The organism is Burkholderia sp. 22PA0106 (genome assembly GCF_047497155.1).
GTDB lineage: Bacteria > Pseudomonadota > Gammaproteobacteria > Burkholderiales > Burkholderiaceae > Burkholderia.
Window position 1 is genome coordinate 2821847 of sequence record NZ_CP163163.1, and the last position, 23278, is coordinate 2845124.

At 68.2% G+C, this 23278-nt stretch carries 18 protein-coding genes and 1 tRNA gene; 6 read left to right on the forward strand and 13 right to left on the reverse strand.

Translation table 11 applies throughout. The annotated features are described in order from the left end of the window. Positions 1 to 11: 11 nt before the first annotated feature. The 7 genes from hutU to AB4850_RS27405 all read right to left on the reverse strand — a co-directional run bounded on the left by hutU (position 12) and on the right by AB4850_RS27405 (position 9580). A complete protein-coding gene (gene hutU, locus AB4850_RS27375) occupies positions 12 to 1700 on the reverse strand; it encodes a urocanate hydratase (RefSeq protein ID WP_414442579.1) in 1689 nt (562 codons plus the stop codon). Positions 1701 to 1809: 109 nt separating this feature from the next. Further along, a complete protein-coding gene (gene hutC, locus AB4850_RS27380; RefSeq protein WP_414442580.1) occupies positions 1810 to 2505 on the reverse strand; it encodes a histidine utilization repressor in 696 nt (231 codons plus the stop codon). Positions 2506 to 2509: 4 nt separating this feature from the next. Next, on the reverse strand, positions 2510 to 4033 hold the full coding sequence (hutH, locus tag AB4850_RS27385; protein ID WP_414442581.1) for a histidine ammonia-lyase: 1524 nt from the start codon (positions 4031 to 4033) through the stop codon (positions 2510 to 2512). A gap of 372 nt (positions 4034 to 4405) precedes the next feature. Continuing rightward, on the reverse strand, positions 4406 to 5230 hold the full coding sequence (locus AB4850_RS27390) for a 4'-phosphopantetheinyl transferase family protein (RefSeq protein WP_414442582.1): 825 nt from the start codon (positions 5228 to 5230) through the stop codon (positions 4406 to 4408). A gap of 36 nt (positions 5231 to 5266) precedes the next feature. Then, positions 5267 to 6256, reverse strand: coding sequence for an alpha/beta fold hydrolase (locus AB4850_RS27395; protein ID WP_414442583.1), 990 nt, complete (start codon positions 6254 to 6256; stop codon positions 5267 to 5269). Positions 6257 to 6373: 117 nt separating this feature from the next. Beyond that, positions 6374 to 7837 carry a cryptochrome/photolyase family protein gene (locus tag AB4850_RS27400; protein WP_414442584.1) on the reverse strand — a complete coding sequence of 488 codons (1464 nt, stop codon included), beginning with the start codon at positions 7835 to 7837 and terminating at the stop codon, positions 6374 to 6376. Positions 7838 to 8134: 297 nt separating this feature from the next. Continuing rightward, a complete protein-coding gene (locus AB4850_RS27405; protein WP_414442585.1) occupies positions 8135 to 9580 on the reverse strand; it encodes an NAD-dependent succinate-semialdehyde dehydrogenase in 1446 nt (481 codons plus the stop codon). Between the two features lie 424 nt (positions 9581 to 10004). Between AB4850_RS27405 and AB4850_RS27410 the strand changes: the two genes are divergently transcribed. Further along, positions 10005 to 10427: a DUF302 domain-containing protein gene (locus AB4850_RS27410; RefSeq protein WP_414442586.1), complete on the forward strand. Its 423-nt coding sequence runs from the start codon at positions 10005 to 10007 to the stop codon at positions 10425 to 10427. A 90-nt stretch (positions 10428 to 10517) separates the two neighbouring features. Here the strand turns inward: AB4850_RS27410 and AB4850_RS27415 are convergent, their stop codons facing one another. Together AB4850_RS27415 and AB4850_RS27420 are read right to left on the reverse strand one after the other, a co-directional pair. Beyond that, entirely contained in the window at positions 10518 to 11495 is a 978-nt protein-coding gene (locus AB4850_RS27415) for a cupin domain-containing protein (RefSeq protein ID WP_414442587.1), read from the reverse strand. 213 nt (positions 11496 to 11708) lie between these two features. Beyond that, the gene (locus AB4850_RS27420) at positions 11709 to 12542 is read right to left on the reverse strand and encodes a lytic transglycosylase domain-containing protein (protein WP_414442588.1); all 834 of its coding nucleotides are present in this window, start codon (positions 12540 to 12542) and stop codon (positions 11709 to 11711) included. Between the two features lie 221 nt (positions 12543 to 12763). Here AB4850_RS27420 and AB4850_RS27425 point away from each other — a divergent pair. Both AB4850_RS27425 and AB4850_RS27430 read left to right on the forward strand, forming a co-directional pair. Continuing rightward, positions 12764 to 12853 (forward strand) — tRNA-Ser (locus AB4850_RS27425). A gap of 268 nt (positions 12854 to 13121) precedes the next feature. Further along, positions 13122 to 14255, forward strand: coding sequence for a PHB depolymerase family esterase (locus tag AB4850_RS27430; RefSeq protein WP_414442589.1), 1134 nt, complete (start codon positions 13122 to 13124; stop codon positions 14253 to 14255). A 162-nt stretch (positions 14256 to 14417) separates the two neighbouring features. On the opposite strand, the gene AB4850_RS27435 is transcribed toward AB4850_RS27430, so the two are convergent. The 4 genes from AB4850_RS27435 to acs all read right to left on the reverse strand — a co-directional run bounded on the left by AB4850_RS27435 (position 14418) and on the right by acs (position 19654). After that, positions 14418 to 14681 carry a PAAR domain-containing protein gene (locus tag AB4850_RS27435; RefSeq protein ID WP_414442590.1) on the reverse strand — a complete coding sequence of 88 codons (264 nt, stop codon included), beginning with the start codon at positions 14679 to 14681 and terminating at the stop codon, positions 14418 to 14420. 383 nt (positions 14682 to 15064) lie between these two features. Continuing rightward, positions 15065 to 17080, reverse strand: coding sequence for a VC_2705 family sodium/solute symporter (locus tag AB4850_RS27440; RefSeq protein ID WP_414442591.1), 2016 nt, complete (start codon positions 17078 to 17080; stop codon positions 15065 to 15067). Further along, positions 17074 to 17529, reverse strand: coding sequence for a DUF4212 domain-containing protein (locus AB4850_RS27445; protein ID WP_414442592.1), 456 nt, complete (start codon positions 17527 to 17529; stop codon positions 17074 to 17076). Before AB4850_RS27445 ends, AB4850_RS27440 begins: the two co-directional genes overlap by 7 nt. Before the next feature lie 142 nt (positions 17530 to 17671). Further along, positions 17672 to 19654 (reverse strand): acetate--CoA ligase, encoded by a 1983-nt coding sequence (acs, locus tag AB4850_RS27450; RefSeq protein ID WP_414442593.1) that lies wholly within the window; start codon positions 19652 to 19654, stop codon positions 17672 to 17674. 344 nt (positions 19655 to 19998) lie between these two features. Between acs and AB4850_RS27455 the strand changes: the two genes are divergently transcribed. From AB4850_RS27455 to AB4850_RS27465, 3 genes are all read left to right on the forward strand, one after another. Further along, entirely contained in the window at positions 19999 to 20904 is a 906-nt protein-coding gene (locus AB4850_RS27455) for a DMT family transporter (RefSeq protein WP_414442594.1), read from the forward strand. Positions 20905 to 21090: 186 nt separating this feature from the next. Beyond that, entirely contained in the window at positions 21091 to 21666 is a 576-nt protein-coding gene (locus tag AB4850_RS27460; RefSeq protein ID WP_414442595.1) for a TIGR00645 family protein, read from the forward strand. Between the two features lie 71 nt (positions 21667 to 21737). After that, positions 21738 to 23261, forward strand: coding sequence for a fumarate hydratase (locus tag AB4850_RS27465; RefSeq protein ID WP_414442596.1), 1524 nt, complete (start codon positions 21738 to 21740; stop codon positions 23259 to 23261). Positions 23262 to 23278: the final 17 nt, after the last annotated feature.

Consider the following 23278-nt stretch of genomic DNA (forward strand, 5'->3'; position numbering starts at 1 on the left):
CGCGGCCTCGCTCACCGGCCCAGCATCGGCAGCTTCAACCCGGCCTCGCGCGCCGTGTCACGCGCGAGTTCGTAGCCGGCGTCGGCATGCCGCATCACGCCCGTGGCCGGATCGTTGAAGAGCACGCGGCCGAGGCGCTCGTGCGCGGCATCGGTGCCGTCGGCCACGATCACCACGCCCGAGTGCTGCGAGAAGCCCATGCCCACGCCGCCGCCGTGATGCAGCGACACCCACGATGCGCCGCCCGCCGTGTTGAGCAGCGCGTTCAGCAGCGGCCAATCGCTGACCGCATCCGAGCCGTCCTTCATCGCTTCGGTTTCGCGGTTCGGGCTGGCCACCGAACCGGTATCGAGATGGTCGCGGCCGATCACGATCGGCGCCTTCAGCTCGCCGTTCTTCACCATCTCGTTGAACGCCTGGCCGAGACGGTAACGATCCTTCACACCCACCCAGCAGATCCGCGCCGGCAGGCCCTGGAACGCGATGCGCTCACGCGCCATGTCGAGCCAGTTGTGCAGATGCGGATCGTCGGGGATCAGTTCCTTGACCTTCGCGTCCGTCTTGTAGATGTCCTCGGGATCGCCCGACAGCGCGACCCAGCGGAACGGCCCCTTGCCTTCGCAGAACAGCGGGCGGATATAGGCCGGCACGAAGCCCGGGAAGTCGAATGCGTTCTTCACGCCCATGTCGAGCGCCATCTGGCGGATGTTGTTGCCGTAATCGAGCGTGGCCGCGCCGCGCGCCTGCAACGTGAGCATCGCCTGCACCTGCTTGGCCATCGATTGCTTGGCCGGCAGCACGATGCTTTGCGGATCGACCTTCTGCGCCTCGCGCCATTGTTCGACGCCCCAGCCTTGCGGCAGGTAGCCGTTGATCGGATCGTGCGCGCTGGTTTGGTCCGTCACGCAATCGGGCACGATGCCGCGTTCGACCACTTCGGCAAACACGTCGGCCGCGTTGCCGAGCAGGCCGATCGACACCGGCTTGCCGGCGCGCTTGGCCTCATCGAGCATGGCCAGCGCTTCGTCGAGCGTGCTGGCCTTCTTGTCGACGTAGCGCGTCTTCAGGCGGAAATCGATGCGCGACTCGTCGCATTCCACGGCCAGCATCGAGAAGCCGGCCATGGTGGCCGCCAGCGGCTGCGCGCCGCCCATGCCGCCGAGGCCGCCCGTCAGAATCCAGCGGCCCGACGGATCGCCGTTGAAATGCTGGTTCGCCACCGAGAAGAAGGTTTCGTAGGTGCCCTGAACGATGCCCTGGCTGCCGATGTAGATCCAGCTGCCGGCCGTCATCTGGCCGTACATCATCAGGCCCTTGCGATCGAGTTCGTTGAAGTGATCCCAGGTGGCCCAGTGCGGCACGAGGTTCGAGTTGGCGAGCAGCACGCGCGGCGCGTCGGCGTGGGTGCGGAACACGCCCACCGGCTTGCCCGATTGGATCAGCAGCGTTTCGTTGGCCTCCAGATCCTTGAGCGAGGCCAGGATCTGGTCGAAGCAATCCCAGTTGCGCGCGGCGCGGCCGATGCCGCCATACACCACCAGCGCATGCGGATGCTCGGCCACTTCGGGATCGAGATTGTTCTGCAACATGCGATAGGCCGCCTCGGCCAGCCAGGTCTTGCAAGTCTTCTCGCTGCCGCGCGGCGCGCGGATCACGCGGGTCGGATCGAGACGCGGATCGATATGCTTCGGATGGTTCATGACGGCTGCTCCCAACGAAAGTGAATGGTGCGAAATAGTGCCAAATAGTGCGGTCAGGCTGGCAAGGCGCGGCCCGCACGCGGCGGCCGGCCCGGTTCGATTCAGGTGTTCAGAAATGCCCCGTGAAGCGGTAGCGGCTGCCCGGGTGCCACAAGTTCGCGATGGAGGCGACGACGCCCTGCGACCAGGTCCGCCGATGCAGCACGAGGCACGGCTCGGCCTCGCCCATCGCCAGTTGCTCGCGCAGCGCCGCCTCGGGCGCGGCCGCCTCGATCCGGTATTCGACACGCTGCAACGGCGCGACGCGCATCAGGTACTGGTTCGGCGTGACGCGCGTGAAATCCTGCTGCGCGTACTCGCCGGCCACGGCCGGATTGACCCAGCGCTGTTCGAACTGCACCGGCTCGTCGTTCTCGGCATGCAGCACGGCCGAGCGGAACAGGCACGCGCCCGGCGCCACCTGCATCTCGCCGGCCAGCGCCGCATCGGCCTCGATCGTCACCAGTTCGAGCACGCGCGCCTGATAGCGATGGCCGCGCGCGGCGATCTCGTCGGAAATGCTGCGGATCGCCACCAGCGTCGATTCGTATTTCGGCCGCGCCACGAACGTGCCGGCGCCTTGCACGCGCGTGAGCACCTGCTCGGCCGTCAACTCGCGCAGCGCGCGGTTCACGGTCATGCGCGCCACCTTGAAGTCGCGCGCCAGTTCGTTCTCCGACGGCACCAGGTCGCCCTCGCCCCACTGGCCCGCGTGAATCCGGGCGAGGATGAAGTCCTTGATTTCCTGGTAGGCCGGCGTGCTCATCGACTTATTGCTCGGACGCGAACGACAGCGGGCTCAACTTGGCGAACGCGCCGCCGCGCACGAGCTGCGTGATCGAGGCGATGTCGGGCGCGAAGTAGCGGTCGAGGTCGTAATGCGGAACCTGCTCGCGGATCGTGCGCATCGCACCCTGCAGCGCCGGGCTGGTGGCGTACGGCTCGCGCAGGTCCACGCCCTGCGCGGCGGCCAGCAGCTCGATGGCGAGGATCGCGGCGACGTTCTCGGCGATGTCGCCGAGCTTGCGCGCGGCGAACGTGGCCATCGACACGTGATCTTCCTGGTTGGCCGAGGTCGGCAGCGAATCGACCGACGCGGGGTGCGCCAGCGTCTTGTTTTCCGATGCGAGCGCGGCCGCCGTGACGTGGGCGATCATGAAGCCCGAATTCACGCCGCCATCCTTGACGAGGAACGGCGGCAGGCCCGACAGCGTCGCGTCGATCAAGAGCGCGATGCGGCGCTCGGCCAGCGCGCCGATTTCGGCGGCGGCCAGCGCGAGGTTGTCGGCCGCGAACGCCACCGGCTCGGCGTGGAAATTGCCGCCCGACAGCACTTCGCCGGTATCCGGAAAGATCAGCGGGTTGTCCGACACGGCGTTGGCTTCGATCAGCAACACGTCGGCGGCGTGACGCATCTGGTCGAGACAGGCGCCCATCACCTGCGGCTGGCAGCGCAGGCTGTACGGGTCCTGCACCTTGTCGCAATCCTGGTGCGAGACGTTGATCTTCGAGCCGTCGAGCAGCGCGCGATAGGCGGCGGCCGCCTCGATCTGGCCGCGATGGCCGCGCAGCTCGTGGATGCGCGCGTCGAACGGCTTGACCGAGCCGGCCGCCGCGTCCACCGACAACGCCCCCGACACCAGCGCGCTGCGGTACAGATCCTCGATCGCGAACAGGTTGTCGAGCGCAAGCGCGGTGGACGCCTGCGTGCCGTTCAGCAGCGCGAGGCCTTCCTTCGCCTGCAGCGTGAGCGGCGCGAGCCCGACCGAGCGCAGGCCGTCGGCCGCGCTGGCGCGCTCGCCGCGCACGAACACCTCGCCGATGCCGAGCAGCGTGGCCGACATGTGCGCGAGCGGCGCCAGATCGCCCGAGGCGCCGACCGAGCCCTTGACCGGGATCAGCGGCAGCACGTCGGCGTTGAACAGCGTGACGAGCGCGTTCATCACTTCGCGGCGGATGCCCGAATGGCCGCGACCGAGGCTCGACAGCTTCAGCGCGATCAGCAGCCGCACCACGGCCGGCTTCATCGGCTCGCCAACGCCCACGGCATGCGACAGCACGAGGTTGCGCTGCAGCAGTTCGAGCTGGTCGTGCGGGATATGGGTGCTGGCCAGGCGGCCGAAGCCGGTGTTGATGCCATAGGCCGGCTCGCCCTTCGCCGCGATGTCGGCCACCGCCTGCGCGCCCCGGTCGATCGCCGCGAAGCTGGCGGGATCGAGTTCGATCCGGACCGGCTCGCGGGCGATGCGGCGGAGTTGGGCAAGCGTCAGATGGCCGGGGGTCAACGTGATCATGAGAGCGTCCTGTCTATACAAGTAAGGTGCCGAGAAGTGTAGACGCGCACACTTGTATAGACAACTCGTTTTCAAAATTCGGCGCTCAGGGATTTCCCTAGCGATTGGGGCGGGTTTGGGCGGGGTCGGATGGATCGGAAAACGGGCTGGCGGGGGCCTGTCCGAATGACCGGCAGGCTTGCCGGACAATGGCCGAGGCAGGATCGGGATGACCGCTGGAAACCGCACGCGCCGGGCAGGAAACGACGCGCGCGATCGGGCCGCCGTGGCAAAAAATCACGGCGTGAGAACGACGAAGCGGAGGCAATGCGGAAGGTTGCGGCTACGCGCCCGGCGAGCCGCGTTGCGGACGAAAAGGCCGAAGCGCCGGCTCTACCCCGCCACCGGCCGCCACGCAAGACAGGCCGGATGCCCCGGCGCGGCATCGATCCACGCGGCGGTAAAGGCGGCCACGCCGCTGGCCGGCGCGGCCGGATCGACCACACGCGGCGCAAGCATGCCGGGCGCGGCCGGATCGAGCACCGAGAACGCGCTCAGGCCGCCCGCGATGCCCACGCCGAGCGCCTTGAGCAGCGCTTCCTTGGCGGTCCACACGCGGAAGAACGCGTCGCGTCGCGCGTCGGGCGGCAGGCTGTGGACGGCGGCGTCATCGTCGGGCGCGAACACCATGCGGCCCAGTGCGGCCCATTCGACGCGCGCCTGCGGCGCTTCGATATCGACGCCGACCCGCGTCGATGTGCTCCACGCGATCAGCGCATGCGCGCCCGAATGCGAGACGTTGAAATCGAGCTGTGCGGAATCGGCCACCCCGTCGGCCCCCGCCTCGACCGCGCCCGCGAGCGCGGGCCGCCCCGCCTCGTCGGCCACGAAACGCAGCGACGCGGCCGGCACGCCGAGCGTCACGCCGAGCACGGCGCGCAAGGCGGCACGCGTGGCCGCGCTGCGCGTGGCGTCGTCGGCACGCAGGAAACGCGCGGCGCGCGCGCGTTCGGCTGCGTCGAGCGCGGCATGGGCCGGCGCGTCGAGCGGCGTGCCGAACGCGAAATCGACGCGCAGCAGCCCCACCCCGGCCCGCGCGGCGGCGGGTGGCACCGCGAGCGGCACGAGCCGGTGCGGCGCGATCGCGTCCGCGGCGGGCGCGGGCAGCGCCGGCAAGCCGGAGGACGCAGACGAAGCGGAAACGGATGAGAAAGCCATGACGCGAAACGGGGCAGCGAACAGGAGCCGCCGATCTTACCGGATCGCACCGGGCGGCAGCGCTGCCTCGGGCATCGGCGCGGGCTGGCGCAGCACCTCGCCCGGCGCGTCGGCCGGCAACGCCGCGTGACGCAGCCAGTGCAACGCGACGGGCCACAGGCTCGCTTCGAACCGGCTGTGGAAAAACGCGAAATGACCGATTTCATCCACGCCGATCCGGCTCGGCGCGATGCGCAGATGCGTCACCGGGCTGTTGACGTAGTAGCCGAGCAGGCGCTCGGTCGCGGCGACGGTGCCGAACGGATCGTCGGTCACGCTGATCGCCAGCAGCGGCGCACGCAAGCGCGTGAAGCGCTCGACCATCGCGTCGCGCTCCTGCGGCGTCTCGACGATCGGCGCACGCACGTAGGTGTCCTCGAAGCGCGGCCGGCTGCGGCTCCACGACAGCGCGACGCCCTTGGGCACGTCCTCCATCCAGCCGAGCCGGCGCGCCGGCAGATAGCCGCACAGGTGGGCCAGCAACGGCATCGCCACGTGCCATTTGAGCGTCATGCGCAGCCGCATGCCGGTCGCGTAATCGCGCCAGTGGGCCGTTTGCGAGCCGACCGTCACCGCGCGCCGCACCCGGCCGTTGGAGGCGGCCAGCCCGAACGCGAAGCCGCCCACGCTGTGCGCCACGATGTCGATCGGCTGCCCCGGAAACTGCCGCATGACGTATTGCAGCACCGCCTCGCTGTCGAGCCGGCCCCAGTCGAGCCAGTTGGCGCGCAGCGCCCGCAGCGACGCCGGGCGCGATTCGCCGATGCCGCGATAGTCGTAGACGAGCGCGTCGCAGCCCTGTGCGAACAGCCAGGCGGCGAAGCGGAAGTAATAGCGGCAGCGAACGGCGGTCGCGCACTGCACGATCACCACGGGGCGCTCGGCGTCGGGCGCGCGATGCCGCCAGGCAAAGCCCTTCAATGGGAAGCCGTCGGCGGCCTGCACGGTGAACGGCTCGGGCGGCAGGCTCGGCGGAACGTCGGACATCGCGGTCTCCTCGGCAAACAGGTCGGGGCACTGTGCCACAGGCGTTCCGCCCGGGGGGCGCGGCGCGTGTACTGTCCGGTTCAACCCGGACACGGCCGCGCAAGCCCCGCCGGCGCGTCAGCCCTTGGTCGCCTCCAGCGCGTCGAGCGCACGCTTGCGCGCCATGTCGTGATCGACGATCGGCTCCGGATAGGTGTCGCCGAGCCGCACGCCGGCGGCAGCCAGCACCATCGGCTTGGCCCGCCACGGCTCGTGAATCGCATCGGCCGGCAGGCCCGCCAGCTCGGGCACCCAGCGGCGCACGTAAGCGCCTTCCGGATCGAATTTCTTGCCCTGCGTGACGGGATTGAAGATGCGGAAATACGGCGCGGCATCGGCCCCGCAACCGGCCACCCACTGCCAGTTCGCGGAGTTGTTGGCGATGTCGGCATCGACCAGCGTGTCCCAGAACCAGCGCTCGCCGGCGCGCCAGTCGATCAGCAGATGCTTGATCAGGAACGAGGCCGTGACCATCCGCACGCGGTTGTGCATGAAGCCGGTGGCCCACAGCTCGCGCATGCCGGCGTCCACCAGCGGATAGCCGGTGCGGCCGCGGCACCAGGCCTCGAAGCCGGCGTCGTCGGTGCGCCACGGCATCGCGTCGAAGCGGTCGCGGTAGTTGCGGGTCGGCAGTTCGGGGAAGTGGAACAGCAGGCTGGTGTTGAATTCGCGCCAGCCCAGCTCGCTGACGAATTTCTCGATATCGGCGCCCACCGCCGCGCCGCCCTCGCGCGACGCCGTCATCGCCGCATGCCAGACCTGCCGCGCCGACAACTGGCCGAAGCGCAGGTACGGCGCGAGCCGGCTCGTGGCCGGCAGGTCGGGGCGGTCGCGCTGGTCGCCGTAGCCGCGAATCCGCTTGTCGAGGAAACGTTCGAGCAGTTCGAACGCGGCCTCCTCGGAAGGCGTCCACGCCTCGCGCAGGCCGCCGGCCCAATCGGGCCGGGTCGGCAGCAGGCCGAGCGCGTCGATGCGCGTGGCGCGGCGTGCGACGGCCGCCGGCAGCGCATGGAACGTCCAGTCGGCCGGCTCCGGCAGCGGCGCGCGCACATCGCCGCTGCGCAACGCCGCACGCCAGTACGCCGTGAACACCTGGAACGCGCTGCCGCTGCCGGTCTGCAATTCCCACGGCTCGCGCAGCAGCGCGCCGTTGAAGCTCTCGACCTCGACGCCGGCTTCCTTCAGGTCGTGCTTGAGCGCGGCGTCGGTTTCGCGCGCCAGGCCGTCGTAGCGGCGGTTCCAGTAGATCGCACCGGCATCGAGCGCGCTCACCAGTTCGGCGATCGTCTCGCGCTCGTTGCCTTCGAGCACCAGCAGGCTGCCGCCGTGCGCGGCCAGCGAAGCGTCGAGCGCGCGCAGCGCGCCGTCGAGCCACCAGAGCGCCGCGCCGCCGAGCGGACGGGTGCCGTCGCGCTCGAACACGTAGACGCAGACGAACGGCCGGCCCGATTCCGCCGCCCGCGCGAGCGCCGGGTTGTCGGTGATGCGCAGGTCGTCGCGAAACCAGACGATCGCGGGTTGAACGGGGGATTCGGCAGACACGGGCAAGCTCCGGGCATGAAAAGGATGAGCGGGGATCGCGGCGGCCGGTGGGGATTACCGCCTGGCGCGCGAACGGATCGGCGCCATTAAACCACGCAGGGGCCGGCGCAAGCGGGCATCGATGAACTGCCCCTGCACGCGGCGACGCATCGTTGCGTGCGCAGCAATTTTCGGACCGCACGCGGCGTCCTTACACGGGCTGCGCATCTTCTGCCTGAGCCAGGCACCGCATCGTCGCAGGCATAAAAAAACGCGCCCCGCAGGGCGCGTTGTCGGTGCAGCGTGTCAAGCCCGCATTCAGGCCGCCGTGACCTGCACCGCCTTCGTCGCGAGGTACGGCTCGAGCGCTTCCGGGCCGCCTTCCGAGCCGTAGCCCGAATCCTTGACGCCGCCGAACGGCATTTCCGGCCAAGGCGTGGCCGGCTGGTTGATCCAGAGCATGCCGACTTCGAGACGCTGCGTCAGCAGATGCACGTTCTTGAACGCGCTCGTGAACGCGTAACCGGCCAGGCCGTACGGCAGGCGGTTCGCTTCGGTGATCGCTTCGTCGAGCGAATCGAAACCCCGAATCGCCGCGATCGGGCCGAACGGTTCGTTGTTGAACACGTCCGATTCGAGCGGCACGTCGGTCAGCACGGTCGGCGCGAAGAAGTTGCCTTCGCTGCCGATGCGCTCGCCGCCCGTGGCGATCTTCGCGCCCGTCTTGCGCGCGTCGTCCACCACCTTCGCCATCGCCGTCAGACGGCGCGAGTTGGCGAGCGGCCCGAGTTGCGTGCCGGCGGCCAGGCCGTCGCCGACCTTCAGGCCTTCGGCGTGCTTGACCAGCGCCTGTGCAAACGCGTCGCGCAGGCTGTTGTGGACCAGGAAACGCGTCGGCGAGATGCAGACCTGGCCGGCGTTGCGGAACTTCGCGCCGCCCGCGGCCCGGACCGCGAGTTCGACATCGGCGTCTTCCGCGACGATCACCGGTGCGTGGCCGCCCAGCTCCATCGTGGCGCGCTTCATGTGCAGACCGGCCAGCGAGGCCAGTTGCTTGCCGACCGGCGTCGAGCCCGTGAACGTGACCTTGCGGATCACCGGATGCGGGATCAGGTAGTTCGAGATCTCAGCCGGATCGCCATAAACGAGGCCGACCACCCCGGCCGGCACGCCCGCATCGACGAACGCGCGCAGCAGTTGCGCGGGCGAGGCCGGGGTTTCTTCCGGCGCCTTGACGAGGAACGAGCAACCCGTGGCCAGCGCCGCGCTCAGCTTGCGCACCACCTGGTTGACCGGGAAGTTCCACGGCGTGAACGCGGCGACCGGGCCGATCGGCTCCTTGACCACCGTCTGCTGAACCGACAGGTTGCGCGGCGGCACGATGCGGCCGTACACGCGGCGGCCTTCGTCGGCGAACCATTCGATGATGTCGGCGGCCGACATCACTTCGATCTTCGCTTCGGCGAGCGGCTTGCCCTGCTCCTGCGTCATCAGTTGCGCGATCGCGTCGGCGCGTTCGCGCACCAGCGCGGCAGCCTTGCGCATCACGCCGGCGCGTTCGTGCGCCGGCACCTTGCGCCATGCCTCGAAGCCGCGTTGGGCCGCGTCGAGCGCGCGATCGAGATCGGCGATGCCGGCGTGGGCCACCTTGCCGATCACCTTGCCCGTCGCCGGGTTGACCACGTCGATGGTCTTGCCGCTCACGGCGTCGCACCACTCGCCGTTGATGAGAAGTTGGGTGTCCGAGTAATTCGTAGTCGTCATCTGGGTATCCACCTGATCGAGAAAAGGAGCGGCCAATTCGTCATGCGTGCGCCGGCGCGTCGGCCGGCGCGACGTGCGCCCGTTGCGGCTTGCCAACCGGAGCGCACTGTGACGGCATGACGGGCCGGACCTGTGTCATGCCGTTGCGGGATGAAGCGGCGGGATATCGATGTCGTCGATATATCGATGCGTGACCGGGCGGCTTGCACCGGCACAGTGCAGCGCCAATCCGCGCGAAGCCGTAAGCGTACAACGTTCGGAGAAAGTCTGCGTGACATGGGACCGCACGTATCGCGACGATTTCCTGCACAGGAACGCGCGACGACGAGACGTTCGGGCATGTCGGCGAGACGAACGGCGCTGGGCGCGGCGGCCGTTTGCGCGCAAGCTCGCGGAAAACCGCAGCACCAATCGGGAGATGCGCATGGATTCGCTGGATCGACTGAATGAATCACGCCGCGACGCGGTGACGACCTGGCCGAGCGGCGTCGGCTTCGACGCCACGCTCGCGCGCCTGCGCGACGCGCTGGCCGAACGCGGGCTGCGGATCTTCGCCGAGATCGATCAGGCGGCCGCCGCCGCGGATGCCGGCATGACGATGCCGCCCACCGTGCTGATCCTGTTCGGCAATCCGAAGGCCGGCACGCCGGTCATGCTGCGGGAGCCGCGCGCAGCCGTCGAATTGCCGTTGAAGCTGGTGGTGCGGCAGACGCTGGACGGGCGCATCGAGGTCGATTATCTCGATGCCGCGCGCGTGCTCGAACACGGCTACGGCATCGACGACACGGCCTTGCTCGCGCCGCTCGCGCGCGTGCCGGCGCTGCTGCGGGCGGCGATTATGGCTTGATGTGATCGGCGGCCGGCGCCGTGCCGTGTGCCGTGTGCCGTGTGCCGTAACGGACGGCGGCCGGCCAGCCGGCCGCGAACTCACCGCGAATCAAACCACCTCGCCTTCCGGCTGTGCGCCGCGCTCGCGCTCGCGTTCGCGGCTTTGCGTACGCCATTGCGCCGGGGTCAGCCCGGTTTGCCGCTTGAAGACGCGCTGGAACGCCGCGTCCGACTGATAACCGACGCGCTCGCCGATCTCCGCCACAGCCATGCCGCCCTCGGCCAGCAGGCGTCCCGCCATCGTCATGCGGATCTCGGTCAGCAGGTCGCTGGCCGAACGGCCGATCGCCTCGTCGAAATGACGCGCGAAGGTGGCACGCGACATATGGCAGAGCGCCGCCAGCTCCGGCAGCGACCACGGATGCTCGGGCGCGTCGAACATCGCCGACAGCGCCGGCTGCAGGCGCGGGCGCGCGGCCAGCGCCAGCAACCCGCGCGGCGGCTCGCCCGATTCGCTTGCAAAACGCATCGCCAGCGCGAACAGCGCGCCCGACAGGTGATTGACGAGCGCCATGCTGCCCGGGCCGAGTTCGTTCGCCTCCTCGCGCATCAGCTCGACGAGCCGCGTCAGCCGGTTGCCCGCCGGCGCGTCGCCCGCCTCGTTCGACCCGTTCGCCGTGCGGATCAGCAAGCGGCCCGGCAGATGATCGCGGATCAACTGGCGCGGCATGGCGGGCAGCAGGAAGCGGCCGCAAAGCACGTCGGCCGGCGCGCCGCCGCCCTGGTTCGACACCAGCTCGAAACCGGCGACGAACTGTTTCGTCGATGGGATCGACCGCGCGCCGCTGCCGTCGTGCAGCACGTGCTCCGCCCCCGACGGCAGCATCAGGATATCGCCGGGCCGCATCGTCAGCGGCGGGCCGGCGCCATCCTCGAACAGCGCCTCGCCGCTCAACAGCACGTGATAGTGGATTTCGCGCGCGGTGCCCTGCGCGCCTTCGATGCGCCACGGCGCACCGAGATGACAGCGCGCGTCGAGTTGCCCGCTGACGGGCATCAGGTCCAGCAGGCGACTCAGCAGATCCATCGGGGAGGTCCGGTCAAGGTGGATAAGGTTGCCTTTTTCGCCGCATCGAATGAGACGAATAGGCATATATTATCGAAACAATATCACCAAATACCTCATTTTTGTGCGAGATGCCGGTTACGTTGACCAGAAAATCGGCCGTCCCAATGACAACACCCGCGCGGCCGCTCAAAGCGAACGCGCGGGTGACGGGGTGCAACGCGTCGAGGCGGATCAGGCCGTGGCGAGGCCCGATTGCTGGGCGGCCTGCATGACCTTCTGCACGTAGGTCGGGTCGCCGGTGCCGGCCGGCGTCGAATTGAGGTTGGCGAGATCGACCCCGTTCGGGCCGGAGTTGTAGGCGCGCAGGGCCGCGCCCATGTTGCCGCCGAACTGCGTCGAGAGATCCTTCATGTAGGCGGCGCCGGCGCGGATATTGTCGGCCGGGTTCGAGATGTCGCCGCCGCCGTACTTCTGGAATTCGTTCGGGCCGAGCTGCATCAGGCCGCCACCCGGCGTGTTGGCGATGCCCTTCGACTCCTGCCAGATCTGGCCGGCGATGATGCCGGGCGGCACGCCCGTCGCCTGCGAGGCCGAGGCGATCTCGTTCTTGTACTGGCTCGCGACCTGCTGCGGCGTCATATCGCCGCCCGATGCTGCGGGCGTCGATTGCACGGCGGTGCTGGCGGCCGGGTTGGTCGAGGCAGCCGGGGGCGCCGACGTTGCCGCGGCGCTCGGCGTGGACGGGGCAGCCGTGGCGCTGCCGTCGCCGGTGCCTGCGGCGGGTGAGCCTGAGCCTGCACCGGGCGTAGCCGCCAGCGACTGCGGCGCGGCGCTACCGCTGCCCGGGAACGACGGCATGCCGCCTGTCCCGCCGCCGCCACCGCCGCCGCCTGCCGATGGCGAATTGTTGTCCCCGAGCTTCGAGAACATCTGCAAGGCGGCGATCAGCCCCTGGATGATTTGCTCGATCTTGGCCAAGGCCTGAAGCGCCTGCGGGTTTCCGGCGCCGGAACCCTGCAGCGAATCGAGACTGTTCGACCCGACGGAATCGACGGACAACGACATGGACATCCTCCTTGATGGATGGCGCTGCAATGAAGTGTGCGATGCCGTCACTGTAGGGGCCGAGCCGACGTGGCAACCGCTCGGTGCGAAGCGTTCGCCGGGAATGCGAAACGTGTCGGGATGCGGGATGGGGCGAGACGAAGCGGTATCGGATCGTGTGGGCGAACGCCGCGAGGGAGTGGCAAGACGCTTGAGGAGTCTGCTATACTCTCGCTCTTGTTGGAGAGATGGATGAGCGGTTTAAGTCGCACGCCTGGAAAGCGTGTATAGGTTAATACCTATCCGGGGTTCGAATCCCCGTCTCTCCGCCAGAATTTGTTGATATAAAAACCCCGCAAAATCGATGATTTGCGGGGTTTTTTATTTTATCGATCGCCGATCGGCTATCGCCAGATAGTCGGATATTCGAGTGCACCAATCCAGCGAATGGATCGCCACGTCGAATATCTCGCGGTATCTCACAGCACGTGACGAGACGCCGGCCGTCCCCCCGATACCCACCCCCGTCCTCGTGTATCGTCGTAGCTCGTCAACCGATTCGGCACCGACGATGCCCCTCACGAGCCCCGCCGCCCGATCATGCCCCGTCGTCGATCCGCCAGCACCTGGCTCAAGCTGCTCAGTGCGTTCTCCACGCTGGCGACGCACAAGCCGAAGCGCCGCGCCGCCGCCAAGCCGTCGAAATCGGCGGCGAAGCGCGCACCCGCGCCGCTCAAGCGAGCAGCCAGCACGCCGAACGCGAAACCGGCCGCGCCGAAATCCGCCAAGCCGGCGGGCACGCAACGTGCCGCACGCGCCCACCCGACGCTGTCGGCGCGCGGCGTCTGGACCCGCTCGTTCCACTCGGCCCGGCCCGCGCCCGGCCAACTCGTCAACCACCTGACCTACCTGCTCTACCAGCCACCCGGCGCGGCGCACGACGGACCGCTCGTGGTGATGCTGCACGGCTGCAAGCAGACCGCCGAAGCGTTTGCGCTCGGCACCCGGATCGACCGCCTCGCCGACCGGCACGGCTTCTCCGTCCTGCTGCCGGAACAGTCCACCGGGCGGCATGCGCATCGCTGCTGGAACTGGTTCGATCCGCCCGTGCCGGCGGCCGGCTCGGACGCGGATGCGGTCGGCTCCCTCGTGCGCGCGACGATCGAACGGCACGGCTTCGATCCGGCGCGTATCTATCTGGCCGGCATGTCGGCCGGCGCGGGGCTGGCCGCGCAACTCGCGCTGCACGAGCCGTCGCTGTTCGCCGCGCTCGGCCTGCATTCCGGCGCGGTGGCCGGGGCCGCGCATTCGACGATCAACGCGCTGCACGTCATGCAACGCGGCAGCCGCGACGATCCGGTCGCGCTGATCGACGCCATGGTGGCGGTCGAGCGTCATCCGGGCATGCCGGTGCTGATCGTGCACGGCGAACTCGATGGGGTAGTCGCGAAGGTCAACGCCGATCAGGCGGCACGTCAGTGGTTGCGGGTCAACGGGATGCTCGACGCGAACGGCGACGAAACGAACGGCACGCGCGTGCTGGCCGAGCACGGCGACCGGCTGGTGGTGGATTACCGCCGCAGCCGCCGCACCATCGTGCGGGTATGCATGGTGCGCGGCCTCGGCCACGCCTGGAGCGGCGGCGACGAGCGCTTGCCGTTCAACTCCGCGCGCGGGCCGGATGCGAGTGCCTTGATGTGGTCGTTCTTCCGGACACGCCGACGCGAGCGCTGACCCCGAGCGAGCGAATCGTCGTCGATATCGAATGGCGCTGCCGCGATGCCCGCACTCGGCGGCATGCGAGAAGTGGAAAGCCAGCGCGCCACGTACGACCCCAGCGGCGGCGCAATACGTGGCTGGCCTGTCGTTCGATCCGACAGGCCAGCCGAACGAATCCTAAGCGTTGCCGAACGTCGTCAGCGTCGACTGCAGCGTGGCGCCGCAGCTCGTCTTGTGTCCGTCGAACGCCACCGCGCGGCCGCCGACCGTGAAATTCTCGTTGCCCTCGACGATCACGCAGCCCTGATGGCCGGCGATCGGGCAAATGCATACGTCGCCCACCCGCGCGACCGGTTTGCCTTCGACCAAAAGGCTCGAATCGCCGGTTTCGACCACGCCGCCGTGGCTCGTCGGATCGCCGACGCGAATCACGTTTTTCACGCGTTTTCTCCCATGATTTTCAGTTTCCACCGCACGCCGGCCGCTCTCTCGGCCAACGCGGGCGCTCACACGTCACGCGGAATCGATGACGACATCCGGCGGCCGGCCACAATACCACGCTGGCCGCAGCGCATGAATCGTGGGGGCATCACGGCATGATCGGCAACGACGGCGCATCGAATACGCGCTCCCCCATGTCAACGCGTGCGGCTGCTCGCTCAAGCGCAGCAATGACGGAAAGACATAACGCGCACGACGCCATCAACGGAATGGCCCCTCACGCGTCGAGATCGGCTTGCGTCATCCATGCCGGCTCGCCGCGTTTCAGGCGGCCGAGCGAAATCCGCACCACTTGCCCGCCTTCAGCGCAGCCGCGCACCGCCTCAAGGATGCCGAATGTAATCCACCAACGCCTCGGTATAAGCATCCGGCCGTTTGTCCAGCAAGCTCACGCCAATCGCGGCGGCAAACCCGGCCGGCACGCCGAACACACCGGAACTGATCGGTTCGATGCCGAACCAGGTCGGCCCAGCAAACCCGGTCAATTGCGTGAAGAACGGATAGGTCGACAGGATGTACCAGATGCATACGCCCAATCCGGTCACCATGCCGGCTACCGCGCCGCGCGTGGTGGTGCGTTTCCAGAACACGGCAAGCACCAGGACCGGAAAGAAACTCGACGCGGCCAGCGAAAACGCGGCGCCCACCAGAAACAGGATCTTGCCGGTATTGAGCGAAGCCACGTAGGACGCGAACAACGCAACGCCGAGCAGCAGCACCTTGGAAATCGTCACGCGCCGCTGCGCCGACGCGTCGGGCATGACCATGTGGTAGTAGACGTCGTGCGACAGCGTGTTGGCGATCGTCAGCAGCAGGCCGTCGGCGGTCGACAGCGCCGCGGCCAGCGCGCCCGCGGCCATCAGCCCCGACATCACGTAAGGCAAGCCCGAAATCTCGGGCGCGGCCAGCACCACGATGTCGGGCTGCATCTGAATGTCGGACCAGTGCACGATGCCATCGCGGATCACGTCCACCACGCCGATCAGGTCCGGCTCGAAATGCTGCCATTGCGTGACCCAGGACGGCATCTCGGCGAACGGCTGCCCGACCAGGTGCGCGAGGATCTCGAACTTGATCAGCACCGCGAGCACCGGCACGGTCAAGTAGAACAGCGCGATGAAGAACAGCGTCCAGCCGACCGAGCGCCGCGCCGAGGCCACCGAGGTGGTGGTGTTGTAGCGCGTCAGGATGTGCGGCAGGCTCGCCGTGCCGAGCGACAGGCACAGCAGCAGCGCGAGGAAGTTGCGCTTGCGCGGGCGCTGCTCGTCGTCGGTGGCCGACGGGAACGGCACGTGCATCGGCAGCGGCACGGCCGCGCGCGCCAGCAGCTCGTCGCGGGCCTGCTCCCACACCACGCGCGCCGCGGCCGGATCGCGCGGGAATTCGGCCAGCTCGCGCTCGCGCTGGTTGATCTCCCTGAGCGGCCCGTTGCGCCGGCGCAGCGCCGCCAGTTCGTCGACCAACTGCGTACGCGCCTCGCCGTACGAGGCCGGCAGCCGGTCGAGCCGGCCCTGCAAAACGGCCGCGCGCTGACGGAACGCCTCGCGCACGGCACGCTCGTCGGCCGAATCGCGCACCTCGGCCTCCAGCGCCTCCACCTTCGTCATGAGCTTGCCGTAGTTCGCCTGCGGCAACGGCCCGAGGCCGTTTTTCATCGCGATCAGCGACACCGGAATCAGAAACGCGGCGATCAGGATCACGTACTGCGCCACCTGGGTCCAGGTCACGGCGCGCATGCCGCCCAGAAACGAGCAGACCAGAATGCCGGCCAGCCCGCAGAAGATCCCGATCGCGAAATCGACGCCGATGAAACGCGTGGCGATCAGCCCGATCCCCTGGATCTGCGCGACCAGATAGACGAACGAGCAGAGGATCGCCGCGCCGGCCGCCAGCGCACGCACCAGCGTGCTCGAATAGCGGGTGCCGAGGAAATCGGGGATGGTGTAGCGCGCCAGCTTGCGCACGTAAGGCGCGAGCAGGAACGCCACCAGGCAGAAGCCGCCGGTCCAGCCCATCAGGTAGGCGAGCGCATCGTAGCCGGTGGCGTAGAGCGAGCCGGCCAGCCCGATGAACGACGCGGCGGACAACCAGTCGGCCGCGGTCGCCATGCCGTTGAACGCCGATGGCACGCGCCGCCCGGCCACGTAGTACTCGACCAGATCCGAGGTGCGCGAGAGCAGGCCGATCACGGCATACACGGCGATCGGCACGAACAGGAACACGTAGCCGATCCAGACGCCCGGCCCGGTCGAGCGCTCGATGCGCCAGAGCAGCAGCACGAACGCGAGAAAGCCGACGGTATAGAGCGCGTAGGCGCGGATCAGGCGGTGGGTCAGCATGAGCGGCCCGTCGTGTCGATGTGCTTGTCGTGCATGCGGCGTGTGACGCCCGGCTCCGCCGATTCGGGCTCGCCACCCTGCCCGGCGTCGAACGCCGCGTAGTCGCGCCGCAGCGTGCGGTCGGCGCGCTGCATCAGCAGCACGTAGACGGCGATCAGCAGCAGATAGATCAGGATCGCGCCCTGCGCGCCGAGATAGAACGGCAGGCTGAAGCCCGCGAAGCGCAGCCCGGCCAGCGCCGGCGCGAAAAACGGCACGACAAACGACACGCCGAAGCCGATCGTCATCAGCACCGCGATCAGGATCAGATTGAAGCGCCAGTAGCGCGCATGGGCGCGCGCGAGCCCCGCCGGCACCGGTGGCGGCTCGATGCGATGCGGGAACGCAGACGAAGGCGTCGAGGGCGAGGGTGGCGTGGGGGCCACGGGCGGGCGCGAGGAAGCGGACATCCGCTTATCTAACAAAAAAGCCCCGGTGCGGGCAATCGGGATTGAATCGGGATTGCCGCGCCGGGGCGCATGCCGGGTGGAACCCGGCGGTACAAATGGCCGACCGCATGATGGCCGACCGAATGAACGGTCGGCCGGCCGTTCAGCGCACCTCGCCCAGTTGGTCCAGGATCGAGGGATTTTCGAGCGTCGAGGTGTCCTGCGTGATCGGCTCGCCCTTCGCGAGCGAACGCAGCAGGCGGCGCATGATCTTGCCCGAACGGGTTTTCGGCAGGTTGTCGCCGAAGCGGATGTCCTTCGGCTTGGCAATCGGGCCGATTTCCTTGCCGACCCAGTCGCGCAGCGCCTTGGCGATCTGCTGCGCTTCCTCGCCTTCCGGACGCGAGCGCTTGAGCACCACGAACGCGACCACGGCCTCGCCGGTCGTGTCGTCCGGGCGGCCCACCACGGCCGCCTCGGCCACCAGTTCGTGCGACACCAGCGCCGATTCGATCTCCATCGTGCCGAGCCGGTGGCCCGACACGTTCAGCACGTCGTCGATGCGGCCCATGATCGTGAAATAGGCGCTGTCCTTGTCGCGCACCGTGCCGTCGCCGGCCAGGTACAGCGTGCCGCCCAGTTCATCGGGGAAGTAGCTCTTCTTGAAACGCTCCGGATCGCCCCAGATGGTGCGCGCCATCGCAGGCCACGGCCGCTTGACGACCAGGATGCCGCCCTGCCCGTTCGGCACGTCCTGGCCGGTTTCGTCGACCACCGCCGCGGCGATGCCCGGCAGCGGCAGCGTGCACGAACCCGGCACGGTGGGCGTGGCGCCCGGCAGCGGCGTGATCATGTGGCCGCCCGTTTCGGTCTGCCACCAGGTGTCGACGATCGGGCAGCGTTCGCCGCCGACGTTCTTGTGATACCAGATCCACGCTTCCGGGTTGATCGGCTCGCCCACCGTGCCGATGATGCGCAGGCTCGACAGGTCGTAAGCCTTCGGATGCACGGCCTCGTCGGCCTCGGCCGCCTTGATCAGCGAGCGGATGGCGGTGGGGGCCGTGTAGAAGATCGTGACCTTGTGGTCGGCGATCATCTTCCAGAAACGGCCCGCGTTCGGGTAGGTCGGCACGCCCTCGAACACCACCTGGGTCGCGCCGGTCGCCAGCGGCCCGTACGTGATGTAGGTGTGGCCGGTGATCCAGCCGATGTCGGCCGTGCACCAGAACACGTCGTCGGGCTTCCAGTCGAACGTCCACTTCATGGTTTGCGCAGCCCACAGCAGGTAGCCGCCCGTGCTGTGCTGCACGCCCTTCGGCTTGCCGGTGGAACCCGACGTATACAGGATGAACAGCGGATGCTCGGCGCTGACCCATTCGGGTTCGCACACGTCCGACTGGTTCGCGACCAGCTCGTGCATCCACAGGTCGCGGCTGTCGTCCCAGGCGACCTTGCCGCCCGTGCGGCGATAGACGATCACGCTCTTGACGGCCTCGCAGCCGCCCATCGCGAGCGCTTCGTCGGCGATGCTCTTGAGCGGCAGCGTCTTGCCGCCGCGCAGCTGTTCGTCGGCCGTGATCAGCGCGCTGGCGCCCACGTCGACCAGGCGCTCGTTCAGCGATTTCGACGAGAAGCCGCCGAACACCACCGAGTGCGTCGCGCCGATCCGCGCGCAGGCCTGCATCGCGACGATGCCTTCGATCGACATCGGGATATAGATGACGACGCGGTCTCCCTTGCCGATGCCGCGCTGCCTGAGCGCGTTGGCGAAGCGCGAGACGCGGCCGAGCAGGTCGGCGTAGGTGACGCGCGTGACGGTGCCGTCGTCGGCCTCGAACACGATCGCGACGCGCTCGCCGAGGCCGGCCGCGACGTGGCGGTCCAGGCAGTTGTAGGACGCGTTCAGTTCGCCGTCCTCGAACCACTTGTAGAACGGCGCGTTCGATTCGTCGAGCACGGTCGCGAACGGCTTGTGCCAGTCGAGCGTCTCGCGGGCGAGACGCGCCCAGAAGCCTTCGTAATCGCGACCGGCTTCGTCGACCAGGGCCTGATATGCGGCCATGCCGGAAATGGTGGCCGCCTGTTCGACAGCGGCGGGTGGAGCAAACTGACGGCGTTCGTGCAGAACCGATTCAATCGCAGACATCGACAACCCCTTGATGAAGGTGAAACTCACTGCATGACGGCGCGTGTGGATGCGCCGCTTCCACGGCGCGCGGGGCGCCGTGCCTCCTGAACTGCAGGCGCCGCCGGTCGGGGCCGGGCGGCGCACGGTACTGCTGGTGTCTGATTGGTGCTTGTTGGTGCTTGTGTTTCCGGCTACGCGCGCCCGGCGGGATGTTGCAGCGCCGCATCGCGCGACGCCGCCGCGCTCGAGCGTGCGTTTCGACACGATAAGCTCTCGAACTTACCTGTCTCTTACGCCCGCCGGCCTGAGCGACCCGCGCGGGCCGCTACAATCCTAACTGAACTCAACGCCCGGACTCCAGTTTGAATCGCTACGCCTTCATCCTCATCCTGTCGATGCTGCTGGTCGGCAGCAATGTCGGCATCGGCAAGACCATCGTGGTCGCCGTGCCCGTCGTGATCCTCGCCACGCTGCGCTTCGTGATCGCCAACGCGGTGCTCTGGCCGCTGTGGAAGCCGTCGAAGATGCGCGCCGTGCGCCGCGACGAATGGCTGAACCTGTTCCTGCAGGCGTTCTTCGGCACCTTCATGTTCACGCTGCTGATGCTGATGGGCGTGCAGCGCACCAGCGCCGTGGCGGCCGGCGTGATCACCAGCACGATCCCCGCCGTGGTAGCGCTGTTCGCGTGGCTGTTCCTGCACGAGCGGCCGAACCGTCGCGCGCTGCTGTCGATCGCGCTGGCGATCGTCGGCGTGGTGGCGATCAACCTCGCCCAGGGCGGCCACGCCGCGGCCAGCGCACCGGGTCACGAAAGCTCGCTCGTCGGCAACCTGCTGATCCTCGGCGCCGTCTGCTGCGAATCGTTCTACGTGATCCTGTCGCGCCGCCTGACCGAGACGCTGCGCCCGCTCGACATCTGCGCCTACACGCACCTGCTCGGCATGCTGATGATGCTGCCGCTCGGCCTGGCCGCGCTGCCGCATTTCGATTACGCGGCCGTGACGCCCGGCACCTGGGCGCTGATCACCTGGTATGCGCTGTCGGCCAGCATCTTCTCGTTCTGCCTGTGGATGATCGGCATCCGCCACGTGCCGGGCAGCCTGGCCGGGGTGTTCAGCGCTGTGCTGCCGATCTCGGCCGCCATCTACGGCATCGCGTTCCTCGGCGAGCGCCCGACGCTCGCGCACGGCTTCGCGCTGGCCTGCGTCGTCACCGGCATCCTGCTGGCGAGCATGAAGCCGCGCGGTACGCCGAACGCGGCGTCGTAAGCGGCGAGCGAGGCGGCCCGCGCGCCTCACGCTTGCCGCACGCCTCGCTCACCCCCTTCGGCGCCGCCGCGTCCCGAGCCGGCCGCTCCGCTTGCGGCTCGACGCCGCCCCGCGACGTGCGCGTTACAATAGCGCGCCGTTTTTCAGAATCCACCCGCGATACCCGCGACTCCAGGCCGCCAGACCATGTCCGCACGCCAGCCCGATCCGCACGCCCGACGCCGCATGAAGCCGCTCCCGGCCCTCATTTTCATGAGCCGCTGGCTGCAGGTGCCGCTCTATCTGGGCCTGATCGTCGCGCAAGGCATCTACGTCTACCTGTTCCTCAAGGAAGTCTGGCACCTGCTCTCGCACGCCGCCTCGCTCGACGAAACCAACGTGATGCTGGCCGTGCTCGGCCTGATCGACGTGGTCATGATCTCGAACCTGCTGATCATGGTGATCGTCGGCGGCTACGAAACCTTCGTCTCGAAGCTCGGCGTGGAAGGCCACCCGGACGAGCCCGAATGGCTCGACCACGTCAACGCGGGCGTGCTGAAGGTCAAGCTGTCGATGGCGCTGATCAGCATCTCCTCGATTCATCTGCTGAAAACCTTCATCGATCCGGACACCCACTCCGAGCGCGCCGTGATGTGGCAGGTGCTGATCCACCTGTCGTTCCTCGTGTCGGCGCTCGTGATGGCCTGGATCGACCGACTGACCACGCAAACGCATCCCAAGCATTTCGACGAGGCGCCGCACGCGCCTCGCGAGCCGGCGTAACAGCCGGCCGTGAGCCGGCATCAGACCGGCCGCACCCGTTTCATTCCAATAGTCCCCACTGAGTCACAGCCATGACCGTCATCAAGCAGGAAGATCTGATCCAGAGCGTCGCGGATTCGCTCCAATACATCAGCTACTACCATCCGCTCGACTACATCGAGGCCCTCGGCCGCGCCTACGAGGCCGAGCAAAGCCCCGCCGCCAAGGACGCGATCGCGCAGATCCTCACCAACAGCCGCATGTGCGCCGAAGGCCGCCGTCCGATCTGCCAGGACACCGGCATCGTGACGATCTTCGTCAAGGTCGGCATGGACGTGCGCTGGGAAGGCGCCACCATGGGCGTCACCGACATGATCAACGAAGGCGTGCGCCGCGGTTACACGCACCCCGACAACGTGCTGCGCGCGTCGATCGTCAGCCCGCCGGAAGGCGCCCGCAAGAACACCAAGGACAACACGCCGGCCGTGATCCACTACGAGATCGTGCCGGGCGACAAGGTGGACGTGCAGGTCGCGGCCAAGGGCGGCGGCTCGGAAAACAAGTCGAAATTCGTGATGCTGAACCCGTCCGATTCGATCGTCGACTGGGTGCTCAAGACCGTGCCGACAATGGGCGCCGGCTGGTGCCCGCCGGGCATGCTCGGGATCGGCATCGGCGGCACCGCCGAGAAGGCGATGCTGATGGCCAAGGAATCGCTGATGGAGTCGATCGACATCCACGACCTGATCAAGCGCGGCCCGAAGGATTGGGCGGAAGAACTGCGCGTCGAGCTGTACGAGAAGGTCAATGCGCTCGGCATCGGCGCGCAGGGCCTGGGCGGTCTGGCCACCGTGCTCGACGTCAAGATCCTGTCGGCGCCCACCCACGCGGCCTCGAAGCCGGTCGCGATGATCCCGAACTGCGCGGCCACCCGCCACGCGCACTTCACGCTCGACGGCTCGGGCGTCGCCCGCCTCGATCCGCCGTCGCTCGACGCCTGGCCGAAGGTCAACTGGGAACCGAACACGGAAACCAGCCAGCGCGTCGACCTGAACACGCTGACGCCGGAACAAGTGGCCGGCTGGACGCCGGGCCAGACGCTGCTGCTGTCGGGCAAGATGCTGACGGGCCGCGACGCGGCGCACAAGCGCATCGCCGACATGATCGCCAAGGGCGAGCCGCTGCCGGTCGATTTCACGAACCGCGTGATCTATTACGTCGGCCCGGTCGATCCGGTGCGCGACGAGGCGGTCGGCCCGGCCGGCCCGACCACGGCCACCCGCATGGACAAATTCACCGAGATGATGCTCGCGCAAACCGGCCTGATCTCGATGGTCGGCAAGGCCGAGCGCGGCCCGGTGGCGATCGAGGCGATCAAGAAGCACAAGGCCGCCTACCTGATGGCCGTCGGCGGCGCCGCCTACCTGGTGTCGAAGGCGATCCGCCACGCCGAGGTGGTCGCGTTCGAGGACCTCGGCATGGAAGCGATCTACGAGTTCGACGTGGTCGACATGCCGGTGACGGTGGCGGTCGATTCGAGCGGCACGTCGGTGCACCAGACCGGCCCGAAGGAATGGCAGGCAAAGATCGGAAAAATCCCGGTCGCGACGGCATAACGCATCGCTGATTGAGA